Source organism: Desulfobacter postgatei 2ac9 (assembly GCF_000233695.2).
Lineage (GTDB): Bacteria > Desulfobacterota > Desulfobacteria > Desulfobacterales > Desulfobacteraceae > Desulfobacter > Desulfobacter postgatei.
This window is the reverse complement of record NZ_CM001488.1, coordinates 2,895,884-2,914,664: the sequence shown is the minus strand read 5'-3', so window position 1 is coordinate 2,914,664 and position 18,781 is coordinate 2,895,884. Positions and strand designations below refer to the sequence as shown.

Sequence of the window (18,781 nt, the reverse complement as noted above, 5' to 3'; positions counted from 1 at the left end):
AAATTGTATTTACAATATGACAGAAAAATATTTTTACAATATATCCTTGAAAAAATATTTTTATCATTGGATAGTTGGCTTAACTGTATCAGAAAACTGTCAAGTATCCCAGACCCACTAAACCATATTGATTATTGTCCAAGGAATGTTATGTTACCGCTATCCACTTTTATCGCCATTATCTCCTTCGTTTTTGGTACCTGTATCGGCAGTTTCCTCAACGTGGTAATCTATCGGATGCCGGAAGGTCAATCCATTGTGTCTCCGCCTTCTCATTGTCCGGCATGCACTCATGCGATTCCATTTTATTTCAATCTCCCGATAATAAGCTTTCTTCTGCTCAAGGGTAAATGCCGATTCTGCAAAGCGCCCATTTCCATACGCTACCCTTTGGTGGAACTGATCACAGGATTATTAGCCCTGGGACTTTTTTTAAAATTCGAGCTAACGCCGACTGCACTTTTTTATTTTGCATTCGGCTGCCTGCTCATTGCCATCTCCTTTATTGATCTGGATCACCAAATTATCCCGGACAAATTGTCCTTGCCCGGAATTATCATTTTTTCCACATCCTGTTTTTTTGTACCTCAAATGCGCTTTGTTTCCGTGATTGGGGGCATTCTGACAGGCGGCGGTATTTTATACCTTGTGGCCCTTTTATATTATTGTATTCGCAAGCACCAGGGTATGGGGGGTGGAGACATTAAGCTTTTAGCCATGATTGGGGCAGCCACAGGCGTAAAAGGCGTCTTTTTCACATTGTTTACAGGTTCGGTCTTCGGTACCCTTGGCGGCGTGGGTGCCATGATACTAGCAGGAAAATCCGAAAAAAGAGAGGCAAAAATTCCCTTTGGCCCGTTTTTATCTCTGGGCGCTATGCTTTACATTTTTTGGGGGGAACCCATAATTCGGTGGTATATCAATTTTCAAAAATAAAAGACATAAGTTGACATCGTCTATCAACTAATGAGTAAACAAGCTTTAAGCCAACCATCTGTCGCGTTGCAGAAAAATTTACAACCCTCACACCCTGTAGTTAGTATGCTCCGATTGCAAATCTTTCTGCGCTTGCATCTGGGCACCGTTGTGGAGATGTGCCACATCTAACGAACCGTCCAAACTCATTTTTTTATCTTCAGATACCCCAAAACCACTTTACAGACTGATGACTGTAGCATCACAAGACATATTGATAAATTCGGCAGCCGAGGCCATGCGCGCACCCTCAATAAGATCATCTTCTTTAATCTGCCGGGCACTGGCACAGGGCGTACAGACCAAAATCGGCACACCATGGGCCTGGAGATAGGCCAGAAGATCATCTGCCACATCACCGGTGGCAGCCCGGACGTGGGTAATGATGCCTTCTTTGGCCAGATACACCCCTTCGTCCAGCAGGAAAAGGCTGGTATTTTTTCCTTCTTTATGCGCTATGGTTGCAAGATGAATAGCCCGGGTGGCCCGGTTGGTGTCATTGGTGCCGCAGGATAATGCAATTACCACGTTGTCTGTCATAACTTCCTCCTCTTTTTAATTTTTTAAAATTATACGAAGAGCGATGGGCTGATATATTCTATCAACACCCATACTCAACCCACAACAAACCATCAAAGCAATTCAAAAACTTAATTTTAACTTTAATATAAAAATATCCAAGTTGAAAAGAATCTAAAGTTTGAATGCACATTAACCGCTAACGCAAAAACCTCGCCTAAACCAACCCACAACCTGACGCAAAAAGTTGAACTACCGAACATACGCCTGTTGGGCACCTTAATTTTTTCCGCTTAATGTTCATGACAAAACAGAATTTGACACACAAATGTTTTGTCAGGTGTCTCGAATCATTTCTGTATAGATACATTTTTTCTGCAACACCATATATTTAAAAACCTCTGAAATAATAAAATTGCCGGTTTTCTCCCACAAGAAAGGTCGCCTGAATGCTTTTTTACACAAGTTTTCTATCCGCAACTTAATCTTTATAAAACCTTCCCGTATGAATTTTAAACCAAAGCGGTTTCATTTTTTTGGCACGGCATATGCTTATGTAATAAAGATCAAAAAGAAATTAAAAGCATTCACCTAAAGATTTTTAGACTCTTTAAATAAGGCTTTGATCTGAGCTTAATCTTAGAAAAAGGAGAAAAACATGGAACAGCAAAAAATAAACATGCCCCTTCTTGGAGACGATTTTCCCGAAATGGATGTGGCCACCACTCACGGCCCCATGAGCCTGCCCAAAGACATGAAAGGGAAATGGTTTGTTCTTTTCAGCCATCCGGCTGACTTCACTCCGGTGTGTACAACGGAATTCGCAGGTTTTCAGAGTCGCGTTGCCCAGTTTGAAAAGATGGGGGTACAGCTGATCGGCATGTCAGTGGACCAGGTGTTCAGCCACATTAAATGGATTGAATGGATCAAAGAAAACCTTGATATAGAAATTACCTTCCCCGTTGTTGCCGCCAACGACTCAGTGGCAAACAAGTTGGGCATGCTGCATCCGGGCAAGGGCTCCAACACGGTGAGGGCAGTGTTTGTGGTTGATCCAGAAAGCAAGATACGCCTGATCCTGTATTATCCCCAGGAAATAGGGCGGAATATGGATGAGATTGTAAGGACCACAAAGGCATTGATCACATCAGATCAAAATGGGGTGGCCATGCCTGCCAACTGGCCCGAGAATGAACTGATAAAGGATCGGGTGATCATTCCGCCGCCCAAGTCACAAAAAGAAGCCGCCCAACGGTTGAGTCAATATGAGGGATATGACTGGTGGTTCTGCCACAAAACACTGTAACCAAACCAAATTGAAATTAACACCAGGCCCGGAAATTGATATTTTTTTTCGGGCGGTCTTGCGACATTAATGCATCATTATCAACAAATTAAAATGATATCAACTTACAATTACAACGCCATTGACGTTGAAAGGAGGTCTGTGACATGTATTTTAACCAAATTTCAGTAAAAGGCCTTGGGTGTCAGTCTTATTGCATTGGCTGCCCCGCAGCCCAACAGATGATGGTCGTGGATCCCAAAAGGGACATTCAGGACTATCTTGATATTGCTTACGAAGAAGGCATGAGAATCACCCATATTGTTAATACACACCTTCATGCAGACCATATTTCAGGCGACCAGGAATTAAGCGCAGCTACGGGTGCAGATATCTACATTAATGACAGTGTGGAGATCAGTTATGCCCACAAGGGCATTGAACAGGGCGATATTTTCACCCTTGGGGCTGCAAAGGTGGAAGTGCTGCACACCCCTGGGCATACACCCAACTCCATCTCACTGGTCGTCACGGATACCGGACGTTCTGATAAGCCGGAAATGATTCTGACTGGAGACCTGCTGTTTGTGGGGGATGTTGGACGACCCGACCTTCCCGGGTCCGAAATTTTGGACGAACAGATTGAAAACCTTTACAACAGCCTATACAAAACCCTTGCGCCTTATCCCGATTACCTGGAAGTATACCCCGCCCATGGAGAAGGCTCACTGTGCGGCAGGGGCATGAGCGCCAAAAAAAATTCCACCCTGGGATATGAGCGCAGCGCGAACCCCATGCTGCAGTTTGGCTCTTTTGAGGCATTTAAGGCAAACATCATGTCTGCCTTCCCGGCCCGGCCAAAAAGCTTTTCATATATCATTGCCACCAACAAAAAAGGCGCTGACCTACTGGATGCCTGCACCCTGGACAAACGCCTGACACCCGACCAGTTCCAGGAATTGATGGAAGAGGAAACAACGCTGGTCATGGACACCAGGGACAGTGCAGCATATGGCGGATTCCACATTCCCGGCAGCATCAACATCGGGTTTGAAAAGCAATTGGCCAACTGGGTGGGTATGGTGATTGACCCCGGAACGGAATTGCTGTTGGTGGTCGAAAATCGGGATGCCTACGACCGGATGCTCACCGAACTTCACCGTATTGGCTATGATGCAGTTCTGGGATATCTTTCAGGCGGCATAAATGAATGGCTGATGAGCGGCAGGCCCGTGGATCAGCTGGCCCAAATTTCCACCCTGCAGCTTCACAAAAAAAATGGTCCGGACGGCCCGTTAATCCTGGACGTCCGGACCATGGCAGAATGGAATGCAGGCCGCATTGAAAACGCTGTGCACTTCCCTTTAACCGATATCTTAGATCAGAAAATCCCCAAAGCAGACAAAGACCAAGAGATTGTGCTGCAATGCGGCAGCGGATACCGATCCAATATCGCAGCCGGTTTTCTTAAAGACCAGGGATTTACCAATATAAAATCACTGGCAGGCGGCGTATTTGCCTGGCACAACGCGAATCTGCCCCTAGTGTGATACTTTAAAAGTTTTTCGAATTCATGATCAAAATCCAACCTCTATAAATGCACAGGATTTTGATCATGAGCGTTGGTCCGCATAACACACTTCAAGAAACACTTTGCCCTTGGTTGTACGAAAGGGGATACCGACAACATGGTTGCCGCGTTCGGTATGTAAAATTTCTTCATTTCGACCGGTCACAACTTTTACGAATTTAACTTTTACTTTTTTCCCCATTTCCCCGATTTTTGTTGTCACATGTCCGGCAACCATGTTGCTGATCTCCCCCACTGCATCTAAAATTTCTTCATTAATTTCAGTCATTTCCTCGCCAAACATGGCAGACACAATGCCTAATATACTTTTTTCAGTAAAAGAAATCGCAACCGTTGCTTCCAGATCCCCCTCGACGGTCAAAAGCCCAGATATATCACCATGATGAACGGTGTTTACTTTTAAAAAAGGCGACCCGGGTTTTACTTTTACTAGGGCAGTGGTGTCAAGAATGTGCAAAGTCCCTTCAATGAAAGGATTGACAAGCGATACATCCATTTTTCCCTCCTGTTTATAAACATTCTATGCTGCCGGAAGAAAACTGGCAACGAATTTTTGAAAAACCGTAATAAATACTTGACACGAGGGGCTCAACGACGTAACGTACCCAAAAAAAGCCGGATGAAAAATATTATCACTAAATTATACGTTTAACTTAAATATTTCCTAACAACCCCCCCAAAAAAAGGAGTGAGTACGATGAACAAAGGCGATTTAATTAATAAGGTTTCAGAAGTTCTCAGCAGTAAAAAAGATGCTCAAGCAGCTGTCGACTGCATGATTGAGACCATTACAGAGGCGCTGGCTGCTAACGACTCTGTTACTCTGGTAGGTTTTGGTACATTTAAAACCGCTGAAAGGAAAGAAAGAAAAGGCAGAAACCCCCAGACCGGTAAAGAAATCAATATTCCGGCTAGAAATGTGCCCAAATTCGTACCCGGCAAAGCACTTAAAGACGCTGTAAAATAATTTCTTATACGCATGCATATCAATCAGGTAGAATTGACTCTTCCGTCAAAACTGCCTGATTGGATTATAGCTGATTGACTCTGAATATGGGATTTAAGCCATTTTACAAGATCTTTCTGGCTGGAATCAAAAGTCTGCATTGTTTCTGTTTCAATCTTTTCAAGCTCCTCAAGCGCCTTGGCGCAGGTCAGCTTGACATCCGCCTTGTATCCTTTTATAACTTTCCCAGGATCAATTCCCAAAAGGGATTCTAAATGTGCTTTAAACTCAGGTACACATCCCGGATTTTTATTGAAATTTCGCACAAGAATTCTTTGGGCCAGCATCCTCACCCTGTTGCTTTGAAAACTTTGGGTCGCCTGATACCTTTTTTTTTCTTCTGTTTTATGAAAAATTGCAATCTCTTTTTTATCCTGAAATGAAAAAAAACCACCCTGATACAAATCTGCATCAAGATCTATATCAGGCACGTGGGGATATTTAAAATTTCGGTGAAAGCTCACTGTTTTATTAAAACCGGACATGTTCTCTTTGATAAAATCCAGATTCCGCATGCACGCTGTATGCGATTTGGGTGAAAGTTTCTCCCAAAAACGATCCAGAACAGGCAAAATAAACAACTGATCACCGGTTTTTTTTCGTATTGCAATAAGATCATATACCCCAAGCGCCTCATCTACCTGGTCAAACATTCCTTCCTTATCCAAACGAATCCACAGACTTTGATTCTTATAGGGTACAGACCCACCGACACAAACCACAGGGGCCATATAGTTGCACTCTGCACCAAATGAGACTGATATCATAAGGGCTAAGTCCATTCCGTACGCCTTAGACAATTTTGAACTTTGAAGATTCTCCATGCGTTCAAGATCAGCCCTTTTGTCAAAGAAGCCCTGAACATATGACCAGATTTCTCCATACTTTGAAAACGCCTTTGCAAGACCGATAACAGACTCAACATCGTTCATGGCTTGATGAGCCCTGCCCGAAGTCGTAATTTTATTTTGCCGGGTCAAATGCTCAAGCTTCATTGTTGGCTGTCCTTTTTCGAGCACAGGCCAGGAAAGTGCATGGGTGCAGAAAAGATAATATATCAATGTGACCGGAAGCATATCCATCCGGCTACACCCGTTGGCAAACTGATGCGAATACGGATCCAATAGATTACGATAAAAAAGAAAACGTAAGAATTCGTCATCAAATCCAAGGGAATTATATCCTGTGCTGATGGTCTGCGGCGTGTTCAAAAGAGAATGAATTTTTAATGCTGCATGGTACTCGCTGATACCGGTCTCAAGTATTTCAGCATCAAGTCTATGAGTAAGAAACGCTCCTGGAGAGGGCACAATATCATCCCGGAGGCGAATGACAATATCCTCCCTGCCGATCTCATTTAAAGACATATCCGTGCGAATACACGCAAAGGTCAGCACCTGGTCAAAGGCCGGATTCAGCCCGGATGTTTCGATATCATAGAATAGAAGAGTCTGCATTATGTTAAAATTCAAAAAGGGAAAGCAAACGCAAGATTGCTTCCCCTTTGATATTTTGAATACGTAAAAACGCTGGTATATTTATCTCTTTGAGAACTGGAAGCTGGCTCTTGCTCCCTTTTTACCATATTTTTTACGTTCTTTTTGTCTGGCGTCTCTGGTAAGAAAACCCGCAGATTTCAGAACACCACGCAGATCCGGATCAGATAAAACAAGTGCCTTGGAAACGCCTTGACGAATGGCACCTGCCTGACCGGTATGACCACCGCCCATCACTGTGATTTTAACATCAAAGGCATCACTTTTATCAGTCAGAATCAGGGGAGAAGTCAACACATTCCTGTTTACCGGGATATCAAAATAATCATCCAAATCTCGGTCATTAACAATAATTTTCCCTGTACCAGGCAGAAGCCACACTTTGGCCACAGAATTTTTCCGCTTACCTGTTGCGTAAAATTGGTTTGAACTTTCCATTGATCGTATCACGTCCTTATGTATTAGAATTCGACAACCTGAGGCTTCTGGGCAGCATGAGGATGCTGATCGCCTGCATAAACAAATAATTTTTTGCCAAGTTTACGGCCCAGCCTGTTTTTCGGAAGCATCCCACGAACAGCCTTTATTAAAACATCTTCAGGTTTTTTCCCAAGCATCTCTTTGGCCGTCTGGGCTTTGATTCCTCCGATATAACCGGAATGACGGTAATAGGTTTTCTGTCCCATTTTATTTCCGGTCAGACGAACCTTGTCCGCATTGACAACAATCACCCAGTCACCTGTGTCAACATGAGGGGTGTAAAGTGGGTTATGTTTACCCCGGATTCTATACGCTATCTGGGAAGCAAGCCGCCCAAGCACTTGGTCTTTTGCATCAATGACGCACCAGGCCTCTTTATTGTCAGATCTTTTCGCACTGTATGTATATTTTTCCAATGTTGTTCTCCATGCTCCTCTAAATAAACGCAATCGGGTATAACTACATAATTTCGTTTTTAAAGTCAAGTATTTTTATAATTCTGTCTGTTTTTCTTCTTTCTGATTATTTACTCTCTTTTTTCCAAATTCAAATGCCGGTATGCATTTTCCGATGCTTTTCTCCCACTGGAAGTGCGTAGCGTAAGACCGATTTTCAATAAATAGGGCTCCACCACATCCACCAAGGTGTCAGTCTCTTCCTGCAGCGTCGCTGAAATGGCTTCGATCCCAACAGGGCCGCCGTTGTAAAAGCGGATAATCGTTTCAAGATAATTGCGGTCCAAAGGTGTCAACCCAAGATCATCAATGCCTTCCAGATATAGGGCCTCCTGGACGCCCTTAGCTGTCATAAGCCCCTGGTGCCTGACCATGGCATAATCCCGGACCCGCTTAAGAAGCCTGTTGGCAATTCTAGGCGTTCCTCGAGATCTTTTCGCAAGCTCCAAAGCACCGTCATCTGTTATACGGGTTTTTAAAAGCAGGGCTGACCGCTGAATAATCACCGTTAACTCTTCAACAGAATAAAAATCAAGGGTACGAAATATGCCAAAACGATCCCGTAGCGGTGCAGACAAGAGCCCCACCCGCGTGGTGGCCCCGATGAGTACAAACTGTTTAAGGCGGTACCTGTGGCTCCTGGCATGAATTCCTTTGTCAAAGACAAAATCCACGGCAAAATCCTCCATGGCAGGATAAAGGAACTCTTCCACCACTTTGGGGATCCTGTGAATTTCGTCCACAAAAAGGATGTCACCCTCCCCCAAATTGGTCAGAATCCCGACAAGGTCCCCGCCTTTTTCCAGGGTTGGACCGGAGGTCACGGTCAGATCTTTTCCCATTTCATTTGCAATAATATGGGACACTGTTGTTTTTCCGAGCCCGGGAGGGCCGTGCAACAGGATGTGATCCAAAGGCTCCCTGCGCATTTTTGCTGCCTGAATGGCAATCTTGAGTGTTTCCACGGCTGCGGTCTGTCCCACATAATCATCAAAGCAGCCGGGACGAAGGGATACGATCTCCTGGGAATGATCTTCAATTTTCAGCTTTTCCGAAACCACGCCCTTTTTATCTGAACTATAGCTTAAAATGCTCCCGTCAACCGTCATCTGGTCTCCTGATAAATTTCGTCGAACAGGTCTTCAGGGGAATTGATACCTGGATTTTTTTCAAGGGCTTGCTTTATCATTCTTCTTGCCGAAGAGGCAGAGTGTCCAAGCTGTTGAGTGAGAACCTCAAGCACCTGTCTGACCATCATCTGCTTTCCTTCAGGAACAAAATCCTGCGGATTTGTTGACCCAAGGTCAGACCCAGAATTTTGGGGCGCGGCAAACCCCAGAACCTTTCCGTTAAGGGTGGCGACAATTTTTTCCGCTGTTCTTTTTCCGATCCCTGTCAATTGTGACAAAAAGGCAGTATCTCGGTCTTCAATAGCTCTGGCAACCTTGGATACCGGTTTTGTCAATGCCTTTATTGCCTTCATGGGACCAATGGCGGCCACGGTGATGAACAACTGAAAAAACTCTTTGTCATCCGGAGTCAGAAACCCGATGAGCACGGGTTTAGGTTGCCGCTCTGTGACATGGTAATAAATATACAGCGCTATTGTTTCATCGGCTTGAGATTTTTCCATGCATATAGAGAGGGTATTAGTGTCCAAAAGGACCTCATAACCGATATGTCCAACCAGCAGAATGATGCCGTCCGCCTCCTTGTGAAGAATCTTACCCTCAAGATAAGCGATCATATTTAAATACTTGCACCCCAATCCCCCCCATACCGGAAAAGCCCGGTTAATGCCATTCCAAGGGCATCTGAAGCGTGGAAAGGACGAATGGGTTCATGATGATTTAATAAGTGGCGCACGGCACGTTCCACTTGATACTTATTCGCACTACCATTGCCTGAAATCACCTTTTTAACTTCCCTGACAGCCACCTCACGAATTTGGACTCCCGCCTTGAAAGCCGCTAGAATCAACACCCCTGAGACTTTACCCAGCATAATACCCGCCCCCGGGTATTTCTCAAAGGAGTAAATGTCTTCAATCACGACAAAATCCGGCCGCTGTTCAAGTAGCAAGGATTTCGTGTTCCGATAAATTTGCTCAAGTCTGACCGGCGTGGATTCACCGGCATCTGTGGAAATGCTGCCAAAAGAATATCCTGCAATATGACACCCCTGCCCTTCAATGACTCCAATGCCGGTTCCGGCAAGCCCGGGGTCAATGCCTATGATTTTCATATCCTATTTTCATAACCAGGGGATAACGCAATCAATTGATCTTTTTAAGCTTTTCACTGGCATACTTGGCTTCCTGGGAATTGGGGTATCGTGTGATCAACTCTTTGAGAATCAGTCTAGCATTGGCCTTTTCACCAAGGGCTACAAATGCATATCCCTGCTTGAGCCGGGCAGCCGCATTTTTATTGGAATTTGGATAATTCTCAAGTACTTTCTGGTATTCGAGAATGGCCTTTTCATACCATTTTTCAGCATAATAAGAATCCGCAATCCAGAATCTCGCATTGTCTGCATTTTGGGAATCCGGGTATTTGCTGATGAAATTCTCAAACTGGAGCCTTGCACTTTCCAGATCTCCCTGGTCAAGCAGCTTTTTCGCATAGCGGTACAAACCGTCCTCGGTATCCTGAATCTCACCGGCCACAGAATCATTGTTCTGCCCAGGCGATCCTGACACACTAGGCTCAAATCCCATATATTTTTCCAGGGCAACTATCTTTTCATAATTCCTGGAAATGGCATTGTCCAAACGTTCCAGCATTTTTTCCAGACTTTCTTGACTTTCCTGCCCACTTACCTCTTCTATCTGGCTCTGAGTTTTGTGGAAATCGTCCCTAAGCTGCTGAATATCATACTTCATCTCAGCATAATTCTCACGAGCGGTTTTGGAAAACTCATCTACCAGCTGTTTAAGGTGCCCAAGCTCATCGGTATTGGTCTGATCAAGCGTATTCCGGCGGCTGTTATTTTGTTCGATAACCGCCACCCGGGTCTCGAGAACCTCATACTGATTCGGTGTCACGCAACCCGATATTAAAACGATGGCTGCAAGGCAGAGATAAAAACGCAAAGGGTTCATTTTATTATACGAAATCCGAAAATAGTTAAATAATATATGGGTACAGACAGGCAATCCCGCCTGTCTGTACCCGTCAAACAATTATAAGAAAGACACCCCACCAAAATGGGTTATCTTGCCTATACCTCTTTACTTGATCACAAACTGTGCACGTCTGTTAATGCGGTAAGCGTCTTCGTTGGATGCCGGATCCAGAGGTCTTTCTTCTCCATAGCTCACTGTACTCAGACGATCGGCTGAAACGCCTAAATCCACAAGATAAGTTCTGGCGGCGTTGGCACGTCTTTCACCCAAAGCCAAGTTGTAAACCGTGGTCCCACGGTCGTCACAATGACCTTCAATCATTACAGTATCAGAGGGATTGGCCTGCAGCCAATCTGCCTTTTCCCGCAGCAAATCCTTAGCTTCACCGGTAAGCGCAGAGCTGTCAAAGTCAAACAAAACGTTCTGATTCAGAAACCGGGATTTGGCATCGGCAGTCTGGCCCTGCTGCTGATCTTGAAGCTGCTGGGCTCTAAGCCGTTCAGCTTCAAGGCGTTCAGCCTCAAGACGTTCAGCCTCAAGACGGGCAGCTCTTTCCGCATCCGTCTCGGCACCTTGTCCCTGGTATGCACTATCCGGATCCGCCACTTTTGGTTTTGAACAAGAGACCATGGTTAAAAGTCCTGCCACCAGTACTGCCATCATAACATTCATCAACACTTGTCTTTTCATCTTACTTCTCCTTTTTTTAATTTACCTTTAACTACCACTGTATTTATGCTTCCTACTCAGATGAGAAACCTGTGTCACCTGACCAATCTGGTTCACTCTGGATACCGGACATGGAAAGGAGTTGGCGCTGATCTGTACCGGCTGCGGTCATAACAAACAAATGAGCCCTTCCACCATTCCTGGTGGATTTAAAGACGATCAGGCTGCCGTCCGGAGACCAGCAGGGATCTTCGTTATCACCCTGCCCTGCGGTCAACTGCACGGAATCACCAATATGTGAATCAACAGATATCAAAAAAATATTAATTTTATCTTTTTGAATCCCCACATAGGCAATCTTTTTTCCATCCGGGGACCATGCCGGACTGGCATTATATTTTCCGGTAAATGTGATGCGCTGTGCCTCTCCCGAATCCAACCCCTGAATATAAATTTGTGGATTGCCGGACCGTGAGGAGGTAAAAGCGATCTTTCTGCCGTCCGGAGAAAATTTAGGCGACACATTAGCCCCCCAACTATTGGTAACTCTTTTAGTAATTTCTCCTTTACTGGTCAACAAATATATTTCCTGATTCCCTGAAAAACTTAGCGTTGCGGCAAGATTAAGCTTCCCGGGCATCCAGTCCGGAGAAATATTAATCCCTGCATAATTCACAACGGCCCCCAGGTTGTTGTTAATATTTTTTATAAAAATATCAGGTTTTCCCTTGGCGTAGGAGACGTAAGCCAGCCACTGCCCATTATAGGACCACGCCGGGGACAATGAAATAGTTTTATGATTGGTGATCTGTTGGGGATTAAATCCGTCAAAATCGCAAGAAAAGATCTCTTTATTTCCATTGACGGTGGAAACAAAGGCTATTTTTGATCCAAAAACCCCGAAATTTCCAGTCAGTGCTTTGGCAACTTCCGCGCAGAACCTATGAATCATGGCCCGGAGCTGGGTGGAGGGTCCGGTGTATACTTTTCCCACCAGAAGCTTTGTATTAAAGGTATCCATGAGCCGAAGCTGCAATTTGATCTGGCCGTTACTTTCTTCTATGCCGGCTGTTACGAGAAGTTCCGCACCGATGCCTGTCCAGTCTTTGAAATTGATCTCACCAAGCTGAATGCCTGATTTGGCAGGATTTGATAAAAAGGCCATCGGGTCCATAACTTTCAGATATCCTGTAAAATCAAGCCCTGCTTTCAGGATCTGTTCACCCTTAACACCTGCGATCACCTCGGCCTCATGGCCGCTGAAAGCCTTGAACGACGTCACGGCAATAGGCGTTTTGTTTAAAAAGGGTTTTGAAATACTGATATAATCATAAGTTTTTGCAAAGGCTTGGACAGAAAGGAGAACGATAATTGCCCATATCCGGGTTACTTTGTACAGCATATGCAAGCATTGGTTTTGTTTCATTAAATCACCTGTTTAATATTATTAGGATTATTTAAGCCCCTGAGGGGAGAACCCTAACACCAGTTCATAGGAGGTCATTCCCTTGGGCAGTTCCGGCAGGGGATTTGCCCGTTGTATCGCTTTTTTAGCGGATTCATCCAAATAATTGTTTCCTGATCGGGTTTCAAATGAAATATCCCTGATATCACCACTTTTTAATATTTTTATAAAAATTCTGACTTCAAGATTCTTATTGATTCCGGCCATGGCGTCATTGAAAACCCAATTCTGTTCAATGGCGGACTTAATCACCATCTGATACAGCGTTAAAGGACCGGCCTCACCAATACCCCCGCCTCGCCCAAGGCCAGAAGGATCAACACCAGAAGGACCAGCACCCCACCCGCTCCCGACGCCTGAAGCACCAACGCCCGAGCCGCTCCCGATGCCTGAAGCGCCAGCGGATCTATTGCCGCCGGAATTTGTACCCTGGGCACCATTCCCCCTTGAGGCAACCGAGGCCTTCATCCGATCCAAGGCCTTTCTAAGCTGGGTCTGATTCTCTTTTTCAAGTTTTTCAGCCTGTTCTTTCTGGGCCTTTGCCAGATCTTGTTCTAACTTTTTTTTAGCTGCTTGCGCTTGCTTTTTTTTCTTTTCAGCAGATTCTTTCTGGGCCTTTGCCAAATCTTGTTCTAACTTTTTTTTAGCTGCTTGGGCTTGCTTTTTTTTCTTTTCAGCCTGTTCTTTCTCGGCCTTTGCCAGATCTTGTTCTAACTTTTTTTTAACTTCTTGCGCTTGCTTTTTTTTCTTTAAAACAAGTTCTTCTTTTGGCGGTTCTTTCTCTACAACAAGTTCTTCTTTTGGCGATTCTTTCTCTACAACAGGTTCTTCTTTTGGCGATTCATCTTCTCTTGCCGCGATCAGATCTTTAAGATTATCGGGCTTTGATTGCAGGCCGCCGTCAGGTTTGATTGTCGGGACTTCTGCTTCAGCCGATTCAGCGGGCTGTGATGAAACGTCTGAAACAGCATCAGGGTTCACCCTATCTGCGTTATCACCAGCCGACGCATCAAGAGGCTTAGATGATTTTTCTGAACCGTGGAGCTTGGCCGCAGGGGAAGCCCCGGGAGCAAACGCAACCAAATCCACCGTAATAACTTTGGGTTTGGGTGCAGAAAACTGAAAATCATTTAGAAAAAACAGGCTGATAAAAAAAACTGCATGGCAAATCAGAGATAGGAGGCAAACGAGAAAAAAATTTCCCGGGCCGTTACTGTTGGGCTCACTGATATATCTTTGCCTGTTTTTCATTTGAAACCGGATATTCATCAGACGCCATCAACCAGCTTGCTTTTCATCCTCAGGCAGGGTGATCATGCCGAGGCTCGGGACGCCGGCTTTTTTAATCTGTGACATGATGCTGACTACCACACCATAGGGCACTTTTTTATCTGCCTTGAGGTAAACAGTCTTCTTATCCAGATTCTCCATGACCGCTTGAAGCTTTTCTGTCAGAAATGCAACGCTTATCTCCTGCTCGTTTATATATACTTTCATATCAGCATCAATGGAGATAATCAAATTCTGCTCATCCGTGGGCAACGATTGGGTTGTTGCCGTGGGCAGATTAACATTCACGCCCTGAACCATCATAGGCGTCGTAACCATAAAAATTATGAGCAAAACCAGCATGACATCGACAAACGGTGTCACGTTGATTTCAGACATTAAGGAGTCGTCTCCTGATCCAACCTGCATTTAAGCCTCCAGCTTTTTAAGAACATCCCGTTCAATAATATTCAAAAGATCCGAAGAAAAACTTTGTAATTCTGAATTCAGTACCCGTGTGCGGTCATTAAAATAGTTATATGCCATAACCGCTGGAATTGCCACGGCAAGGCCGGCTGCAGTGGCCACTAGTGCCTCGGAAATACCGGGAGCCACAACAGCGAGACTGGCGGAGCCTGAAAGCCCGATCCCCTGGAAGGTACTCATGATGCCCCACACCGTACCGAACAGGCCGATAAAAGGTGCGGTATTTCCGGCTGTTGCCAGAAAGGAAATCAACTGAGTTAATCGTCGGTTTTCTACATTAATGGCCCGGTTAAGCGTACGTTTGACACTTCCCATGGTCTGAAAAGTTGACCCGGGATTTTTTTTTGAGGCAAGATTTTCCTTATTTTCGGTTCTTGAAGCTTCCATATAAGCCGCAATAAAAATCCTGCCCAGGGGACTGGAACGAAGCGTCTTGGCCTTGGAAAAGGCATCGGCCAGGGTCCGACACTGCCAAAACACTTCGGTAAAATCAGCAGAATCCTTGAATGACTTTCTAACATACCGAAATTTTATGAAGATAATAGCCCAGGAGATAATAGAAAAAAACAGCAGCAGCAACATGATAAACTTTACAACTGGCCCGGCATTGGTAAGCATATATAACAAGCCGACTGATTCAGTGGTCATAAATCCATCCTTAAACTATCGAAACACCTTGGCAAATATAACAGATAATTAAGACATAAATCCACATCATGTTTGGGCCAAAAGTCACCTACCTTCGGCGTTGCAAAAAAGTTTTGCATCTGGGCTACATTTCGCCCAAACACGAGGTTTAATTTCCGATACTAAATATGCCAGTACCGGCTATCACGTCAACAAAAAAGGCCCCTTTGCTGAACAAAGGGGCTTAATATCATCAGGTCACATCATGGCCGGACAAATACGCTCATGGTGTCTCATAATTGACTACATCATACCGCCCATTCCGCCGCCCATTCCGCCGCCCATTCCGCCGCCCATTCCGCCGCCGCCGCCTGAATTTTCTTCAGGTTTTTCAGCAATCATGGCTTCGGTGGTCAACATAACAGAGGCAACAGAGGCTGCATTCTGCAGGGCAAAGCGAACCACTTTCTTGGGATCAATAACACCAGCTTCGATAAGGTCTTCGTATACGTCGGTTCTGGCGTTGTATCCAAATGCGCCTTCACCATCCTTAACCTTATTGATAACAACAGAACCTTCAACGCCTGCGTTGTCGGCAATTTTGCGCAACGGCCACTCAATGGCCTTGGCGATAACCTTAACACCCAATTTTTCTTCACCGTCCACATCAAGTTCGTCAAGGGCAGGAATACATCTAAGCAAAGCCACACCGCCGCCGGGAACAATACCCTCTTCAACAGCCGCACGAGTTGCATTCAATGCATCTTCTACCCGGGCTTTCTTTTCCTTCATTTCGGTTTCAGTGGCAGCACCGACATTGATTACAGCCACACCACCAACCAGTTTGGCCAGACGTTCCTGAAGTTTTTCACGGTCATAATCGGAAGAGGTTTCATCAATCTGGGCACGAATCTGTTTTACACGACCTTCAAGTGCTTCTCTGGCCCCGGCACCGTCAATAATAGTGGTATTGTCTTTGTCAATGGTGATCGTCTTGGCCTGGCCAAGATCCTGAAGGGTAACGTTCTCCAGCTTGATACCGATATCTTCGGAAACAACCTGACCACCCGTAAGGATGCCAATATCTTCCAGCATGGCTTTTCTTCTGTCACCAAAACCGGGCGCTTTAACAGCAGCCACATTCAAGGTGCCGCGCAGCTTGTTAACAACCAGAGTGGCCAGGGCTTCGCCTTCCACATCTTCTGCTATGATAACAAGGGGTTTACCTGTTTTTGCAATTTCTTCCAGCACAGGAAGCAGGTCTTTCATGGAGGATACTTTCTTATCGCAGATCAGGACAAAGGGATTGTCCAGGGAAGCAACCATTTTTTCGGTATCGGTTGCGAAATAGGGAGAAAGGTATCCGCGGTCAAACTGCATACCTTCAACAACGTCCAGAGTGGTATCCATGGATTTGGCTTCTTCAACGGTGATAACACCTTCTTTACCCACTTTGTCCATGGCTTCAGCAATGATATTGCCGATGGTTTCATCATTGTTGGCGGAAATGGTGCCGACCTGGGCGATTTCATTCTGGTCTTTGGTAGGTTTGGCAAGCTTTTCAAGAGTTTCAATGACTTTGGCAACAGCTTTGTCAATGCCTCTTTTGATTCCCATGGGGTTGTTGCCGGCAACGACCAGACGCTGGCCTTCTTCATAAATTGCCCGGGCAAGCACAGTGGCGGTGGTGGTACCGTCACCAGCCATATCAGAGGTTTTTGAGGATACCTCTTTAACCATTTGGGCGCCCATGTTTTCAAACTTATCTTCGAGTTCAATTTCCTTGGCAACGGTTACGCCGTCTTTGGTAACAGTGGGAGAACCCCAGGATTTGTCAATTACAACGTTTCTTCCCTTGGGACCAAGGGTAACCGTTACTGCGTCGGCAAGCGCCTGAACGCCTTTAAGCATAGCTTCACGTGCTTTGGCATCGTACTTAATTTCTTTAGCCATTCTATTTTATCTCCATCAAAATCTTTAAATTATATTGAAGTATATATTATATTTAAACACAACACCCTGAAATGATGTTTCAGGACAAAGCAGACATTACTCAACAATACCAAGCACATCGTCCTGGCGCATGATCAAATAATCAACGCCGTCAATTTTGACTTCCGTGCCACCGTATTTACTGAACAATACGCGATCACCGACTTTCACATCCATGGGAAGAAGCTTTCCGTCTTCACCCATACGTCCGTTACCGGTTGAAACCACTTTACCTTCGGCGGGTTTTTCCTTTGCTGTATCCGGAATAATGATACCGCCTTTGGTTTTTTCATCTTCTTTAACACGTTCAACAAGAATTCTGTCGCTCAATGGTCTTAAACTCATGATACAATTCTCCTTTAATTATAATAGTTGCGCATTTGAATTTTATTTTTGAATTAAGTCAACTTGTTAAGCAGATCGCCATCTACTTGGAATCTGATTTGGAAGCTGGCTTTTCTGATTTTGCTGATGATTGTTCTTTAGGCTTGGAACCTGAATTGGCTCCGCCGTAATCTGTTACATACCATCCGGATCCTTTAAGATGAAAGGTGCTTTGGGAAATAATCTTTTTTAGTTTACCATTGCACCTGGGACAAACTTCCAGGGGGGACTCCGAAATTTTTTGAAAAACCTCTTTTAAATGTCCACACCTGCTACATTGGTACTCGTAAACCGGCATTTTGGCTATTCCTTCCTTCTAAATTACTGAAACCGCTTCTTTTGCGGGACTCCTTGCTTGAAAGACAGAACTAAAGTAACAAGTCTTTTTTCCTTGTCAAGGATGGGTCCTTAAAATTTTTAAGGACCTCTTCATTTAGATCTTTCAATACCATTGTGCATAAAATTCAAATACTTGTGACATTCCGGGCACTGTTTTGGGCGCAATAATATCATGGGTAATCCCATGTACTTTTTTTTCTTCTTCAAGAGTCACTTCCGCTTCACAGGCATTTTCATAGCGATGTTCAAAGCGTGCAAACCGTACCACATGAACAAGCTCATGAACCAGAATATACAAAAGAAACGGCTCAAGACCAATTTGGGGTTTTTCTGCAACAAAAGAAATAATCGCAGGGTCCTGGATACAAACATGGTAGAGACTAAAGACCGAAGAGCCTAACGAAAGATCCTGTCGCCGGCCTTCATATTTAAGCACCTGGGCAAAGGGGCCTTCCACCCGTTCATGCGGAAGCAGATCCCTGGCGGTTTTAATATCATATCTGTTTTTAAGCCATTGAGATGAAGACAATTTAAAATAATTGTACACCACCTCCTCGGCCCGCAGTGCTGCTGTTGCCACCTGCTCAAGTTCACTCTCATTAAAAAACCGTGTCAT

The 18,781-nt window shown here is 44.8% G+C and carries 22 protein-coding genes; 4 read left to right on the top strand and 18 right to left on the bottom strand.

The annotated features are described in order from the left end of the window. Nucleotides 1-150: 150 nt before the first annotated feature. Entirely contained in the window at nt 151-936 is a 786-nt protein-coding gene (locus tag DESPODRAFT_RS13390; RefSeq protein ID WP_004074130.1) for a prepilin peptidase, read from the top strand. 219 nt (nt 937-1,155) lie between these two features. Here DESPODRAFT_RS13390 and DESPODRAFT_RS13385 read toward each other — a convergent pair whose 3' ends face one another. Continuing rightward, nucleotides 1,156-1,515, bottom strand: a complete 360-nt coding sequence (locus tag DESPODRAFT_RS13385) for a DsrE family protein (RefSeq protein ID WP_004074128.1) — start codon at nt 1,513-1,515, stop codon at nt 1,156-1,158. A gap of 637 nt (nt 1,516-2,152) precedes the next feature. Here DESPODRAFT_RS13385 and DESPODRAFT_RS13380 point away from each other — a divergent pair. Both DESPODRAFT_RS13380 and DESPODRAFT_RS13375 read left to right on the top strand, forming a co-directional pair. Continuing rightward, nucleotides 2,153-2,800, top strand: a complete 648-nt coding sequence (locus DESPODRAFT_RS13380) for a peroxiredoxin (RefSeq protein ID WP_004074126.1) — start codon at nt 2,153-2,155, stop codon at nt 2,798-2,800. 146 nt (nt 2,801-2,946) lie between these two features. After that, a complete protein-coding gene (locus tag DESPODRAFT_RS13375) occupies nt 2,947-4,329 on the top strand; it encodes an MBL fold metallo-hydrolase (protein ID WP_004074124.1) in 1,383 nt (460 codons plus the stop codon). Nucleotides 4,330-4,392: 63 nt separating this feature from the next. On the opposite strand, the gene DESPODRAFT_RS13370 is transcribed toward DESPODRAFT_RS13375, so the two are convergent. Further along, nucleotides 4,393-4,866 carry a chemotaxis protein CheX gene (locus DESPODRAFT_RS13370; RefSeq protein ID WP_004074122.1) on the bottom strand — a complete coding sequence of 158 codons (474 nt, stop codon included), beginning with the start codon at nt 4,864-4,866 and terminating at the stop codon, nt 4,393-4,395. A 201-nt stretch (nt 4,867-5,067) separates the two neighbouring features. On the opposite strand from DESPODRAFT_RS13370, the gene DESPODRAFT_RS13365 reads away from it, so the two are divergent. Continuing rightward, on the top strand, nt 5,068-5,337 hold the full coding sequence (locus DESPODRAFT_RS13365) for an HU family DNA-binding protein (RefSeq protein ID WP_004074121.1): 270 nt from the start codon (nt 5,068-5,070) through the stop codon (nt 5,335-5,337). A gap of 23 nt (nt 5,338-5,360) precedes the next feature. Here DESPODRAFT_RS13365 and DESPODRAFT_RS13360 read toward each other — a convergent pair whose 3' ends face one another. The 16 genes from DESPODRAFT_RS13360 to DESPODRAFT_RS13285 form a co-directional block, all read right to left on the bottom strand. Then, entirely contained in the window at nt 5,361-6,833 is a 1,473-nt protein-coding gene (locus DESPODRAFT_RS13360; protein WP_004074111.1) for an exodeoxyribonuclease I, read from the bottom strand. 81 nt (nt 6,834-6,914) lie between these two features. After that, complete coding sequence (gene rpsI / locus DESPODRAFT_RS13355; protein ID WP_004074109.1) at nt 6,915-7,310, bottom strand: 30S ribosomal protein S9; 396 nt, start codon at nt 7,308-7,310, stop codon at nt 6,915-6,917. 23 nt (nt 7,311-7,333) lie between these two features. Continuing rightward, nucleotides 7,334-7,768 carry a 50S ribosomal protein L13 gene (rplM, locus tag DESPODRAFT_RS13350; RefSeq protein WP_004074107.1) on the bottom strand — a complete coding sequence of 145 codons (435 nt, stop codon included), beginning with the start codon at nt 7,766-7,768 and terminating at the stop codon, nt 7,334-7,336. 110 nt (nt 7,769-7,878) lie between these two features. Continuing rightward, nucleotides 7,879-8,916, bottom strand: a complete 1,038-nt coding sequence (gene ruvB, locus DESPODRAFT_RS13345; protein ID WP_004074105.1) for a Holliday junction branch migration DNA helicase RuvB — start codon at nt 8,914-8,916, stop codon at nt 7,879-7,881. Further along, nucleotides 8,913-9,554, bottom strand: a complete 642-nt coding sequence (ruvA, locus tag DESPODRAFT_RS13340) for a Holliday junction branch migration protein RuvA (protein ID WP_004074103.1) — start codon at nt 9,552-9,554, stop codon at nt 8,913-8,915. Before ruvA ends, ruvB begins: the two co-directional genes overlap by 4 nt. A gap of 2 nt (nt 9,555-9,556) precedes the next feature. Beyond that, nucleotides 9,557-10,051, bottom strand: a complete 495-nt coding sequence (locus DESPODRAFT_RS13335; RefSeq protein ID WP_004074101.1) for a crossover junction endodeoxyribonuclease RuvC — start codon at nt 10,049-10,051, stop codon at nt 9,557-9,559. 31 nt (nt 10,052-10,082) lie between these two features. Beyond that, on the bottom strand, nt 10,083-10,910 hold the full coding sequence (gene ybgF / locus DESPODRAFT_RS13330) for a tol-pal system protein YbgF (RefSeq protein WP_004074099.1): 828 nt from the start codon (nt 10,908-10,910) through the stop codon (nt 10,083-10,085). 129 nt (nt 10,911-11,039) lie between these two features. Next, complete coding sequence (pal, locus tag DESPODRAFT_RS13325) at nt 11,040-11,624, bottom strand: peptidoglycan-associated lipoprotein Pal (RefSeq protein WP_004074098.1); 585 nt, start codon at nt 11,622-11,624, stop codon at nt 11,040-11,042. Between the two features lie 52 nt (nt 11,625-11,676). Next, nucleotides 11,677-13,029: a Tol-Pal system beta propeller repeat protein TolB gene (tolB, locus tag DESPODRAFT_RS13320; protein ID WP_004074097.1), complete on the bottom strand. Its 1,353-nt coding sequence runs from the start codon at nt 13,027-13,029 to the stop codon at nt 11,677-11,679. 27 nt (nt 13,030-13,056) lie between these two features. After that, nucleotides 13,057-14,319, bottom strand: coding sequence for a cell envelope integrity protein TolA (gene tolA, locus DESPODRAFT_RS13315; RefSeq protein WP_004074096.1), 1,263 nt, complete (start codon nt 14,317-14,319; stop codon nt 13,057-13,059). Between the two features lie 27 nt (nt 14,320-14,346). After that, nucleotides 14,347-14,766, bottom strand: coding sequence for a protein TolR (gene tolR / locus DESPODRAFT_RS13310; RefSeq protein WP_004074095.1), 420 nt, complete (start codon nt 14,764-14,766; stop codon nt 14,347-14,349). Next, nucleotides 14,767-15,471: a protein TolQ gene (gene tolQ / locus DESPODRAFT_RS13305; protein ID WP_004074094.1), complete on the bottom strand. Its 705-nt coding sequence runs from the start codon at nt 15,469-15,471 to the stop codon at nt 14,767-14,769. A gap of 282 nt (nt 15,472-15,753) precedes the next feature. Then, nucleotides 15,754-17,403 carry a chaperonin GroEL gene (groL, locus tag DESPODRAFT_RS13300; RefSeq protein WP_004074093.1) on the bottom strand — a complete coding sequence of 550 codons (1,650 nt, stop codon included), beginning with the start codon at nt 17,401-17,403 and terminating at the stop codon, nt 15,754-15,756. A gap of 96 nt (nt 17,404-17,499) precedes the next feature. Then, nucleotides 17,500-17,787, bottom strand: a complete 288-nt coding sequence (gene groES, locus DESPODRAFT_RS13295; RefSeq protein WP_004074092.1) for a co-chaperone GroES — start codon at nt 17,785-17,787, stop codon at nt 17,500-17,502. A gap of 82 nt (nt 17,788-17,869) precedes the next feature. Continuing rightward, the gene (locus DESPODRAFT_RS13290; protein WP_004074091.1) at nt 17,870-18,124 is read right to left on the bottom strand and encodes an FmdB family zinc ribbon protein; all 255 of its coding nucleotides are present in this window, start codon (nt 18,122-18,124) and stop codon (nt 17,870-17,872) included. 144 nt (nt 18,125-18,268) lie between these two features. Beyond that, nucleotides 18,269-18,781 (bottom strand): hypothetical protein, encoded by a 513-nt coding sequence (locus tag DESPODRAFT_RS13285; protein ID WP_004074090.1) that lies wholly within the window; start codon nt 18,779-18,781, stop codon nt 18,269-18,271.

Bases quoted from the DNA above. Each gene is read 5' to 3' on its own strand.
- DESPODRAFT_RS13390 (WP_004074130.1), top strand. From the start codon at position 151: ATGTTACCGCTATCCACTTTTATCGCCATTATCTCCTTCGTTTTTGGT.
- DESPODRAFT_RS13385 (WP_004074128.1), bottom strand. From the start codon at position 1,515: ATGACAGACAACGTGGTAATTGCATTATCCTGCGGCACCAATGACACC.
- DESPODRAFT_RS13380 (WP_004074126.1), top strand. From the start codon at position 2,153: ATGGAACAGCAAAAAATAAACATGCCCCTTCTTGGAGACGATTTTCCC.
- DESPODRAFT_RS13375 (WP_004074124.1), top strand. From the start codon at position 2,947: ATGTATTTTAACCAAATTTCAGTAAAAGGCCTTGGGTGTCAGTCTTAT.
- DESPODRAFT_RS13370 (WP_004074122.1), bottom strand. From the start codon at position 4,866: ATGGATGTATCGCTTGTCAATCCTTTCATTGAAGGGACTTTGCACATT.
- DESPODRAFT_RS13365 (WP_004074121.1), top strand. From the start codon at position 5,068: ATGAACAAAGGCGATTTAATTAATAAGGTTTCAGAAGTTCTCAGCAGT.
- DESPODRAFT_RS13360 (WP_004074111.1), bottom strand. From the start codon at position 6,833: ATGCAGACTCTTCTATTCTATGATATCGAAACATCCGGGCTGAATCCG.
- rpsI (WP_004074109.1), bottom strand. From the start codon at position 7,310: ATGGAAAGTTCAAACCAATTTTACGCAACAGGTAAGCGGAAAAATTCT.
- ruvB (WP_004074105.1), bottom strand. From the start codon at position 8,916: ATGACGGTTGACGGGAGCATTTTAAGCTATAGTTCAGATAAAAAGGGC.
- ruvA (WP_004074103.1), bottom strand. From the start codon at position 9,554: ATGATCGCTTATCTTGAGGGTAAGATTCTTCACAAGGAGGCGGACGGC.
- DESPODRAFT_RS13335 (WP_004074101.1), bottom strand. From the start codon at position 10,051: ATGAAAATCATAGGCATTGACCCCGGGCTTGCCGGAACCGGCATTGGA.
- ybgF (WP_004074099.1), bottom strand. From the start codon at position 10,910: ATGAACCCTTTGCGTTTTTATCTCTGCCTTGCAGCCATCGTTTTAATA.
- pal (WP_004074098.1), bottom strand. From the start codon at position 11,624: ATGAAAAGACAAGTGTTGATGAATGTTATGATGGCAGTACTGGTGGCA.
- tolB (WP_004074097.1), bottom strand. From the start codon at position 13,029: ATGAAACAAAACCAATGCTTGCATATGCTGTACAAAGTAACCCGGATA.
- tolA (WP_004074096.1), bottom strand. From the start codon at position 14,319: ATGAAAAACAGGCAAAGATATATCAGTGAGCCCAACAGTAACGGCCCG.
- tolR (WP_004074095.1), bottom strand. From the start codon at position 14,766: ATGCAGGTTGGATCAGGAGACGACTCCTTAATGTCTGAAATCAACGTG.
- tolQ (WP_004074094.1), bottom strand. From the start codon at position 15,471: ATGACCACTGAATCAGTCGGCTTGTTATATATGCTTACCAATGCCGGG.
- groL (WP_004074093.1), bottom strand. From the start codon at position 17,403: ATGGCTAAAGAAATTAAGTACGATGCCAAAGCACGTGAAGCTATGCTT.
- groES (WP_004074092.1), bottom strand. From the start codon at position 17,787: ATGAGTTTAAGACCATTGAGCGACAGAATTCTTGTTGAACGTGTTAAA.
- DESPODRAFT_RS13290 (WP_004074091.1), bottom strand. From the start codon at position 18,124: ATGCCGGTTTACGAGTACCAATGTAGCAGGTGTGGACATTTAAAAGAG.
- DESPODRAFT_RS13285 (WP_004074090.1), bottom strand. From the start codon at position 18,781: ATGACACGGTTTTTTAATGAGAGTGAACTTGAGCAGGTGGCAACAGCA.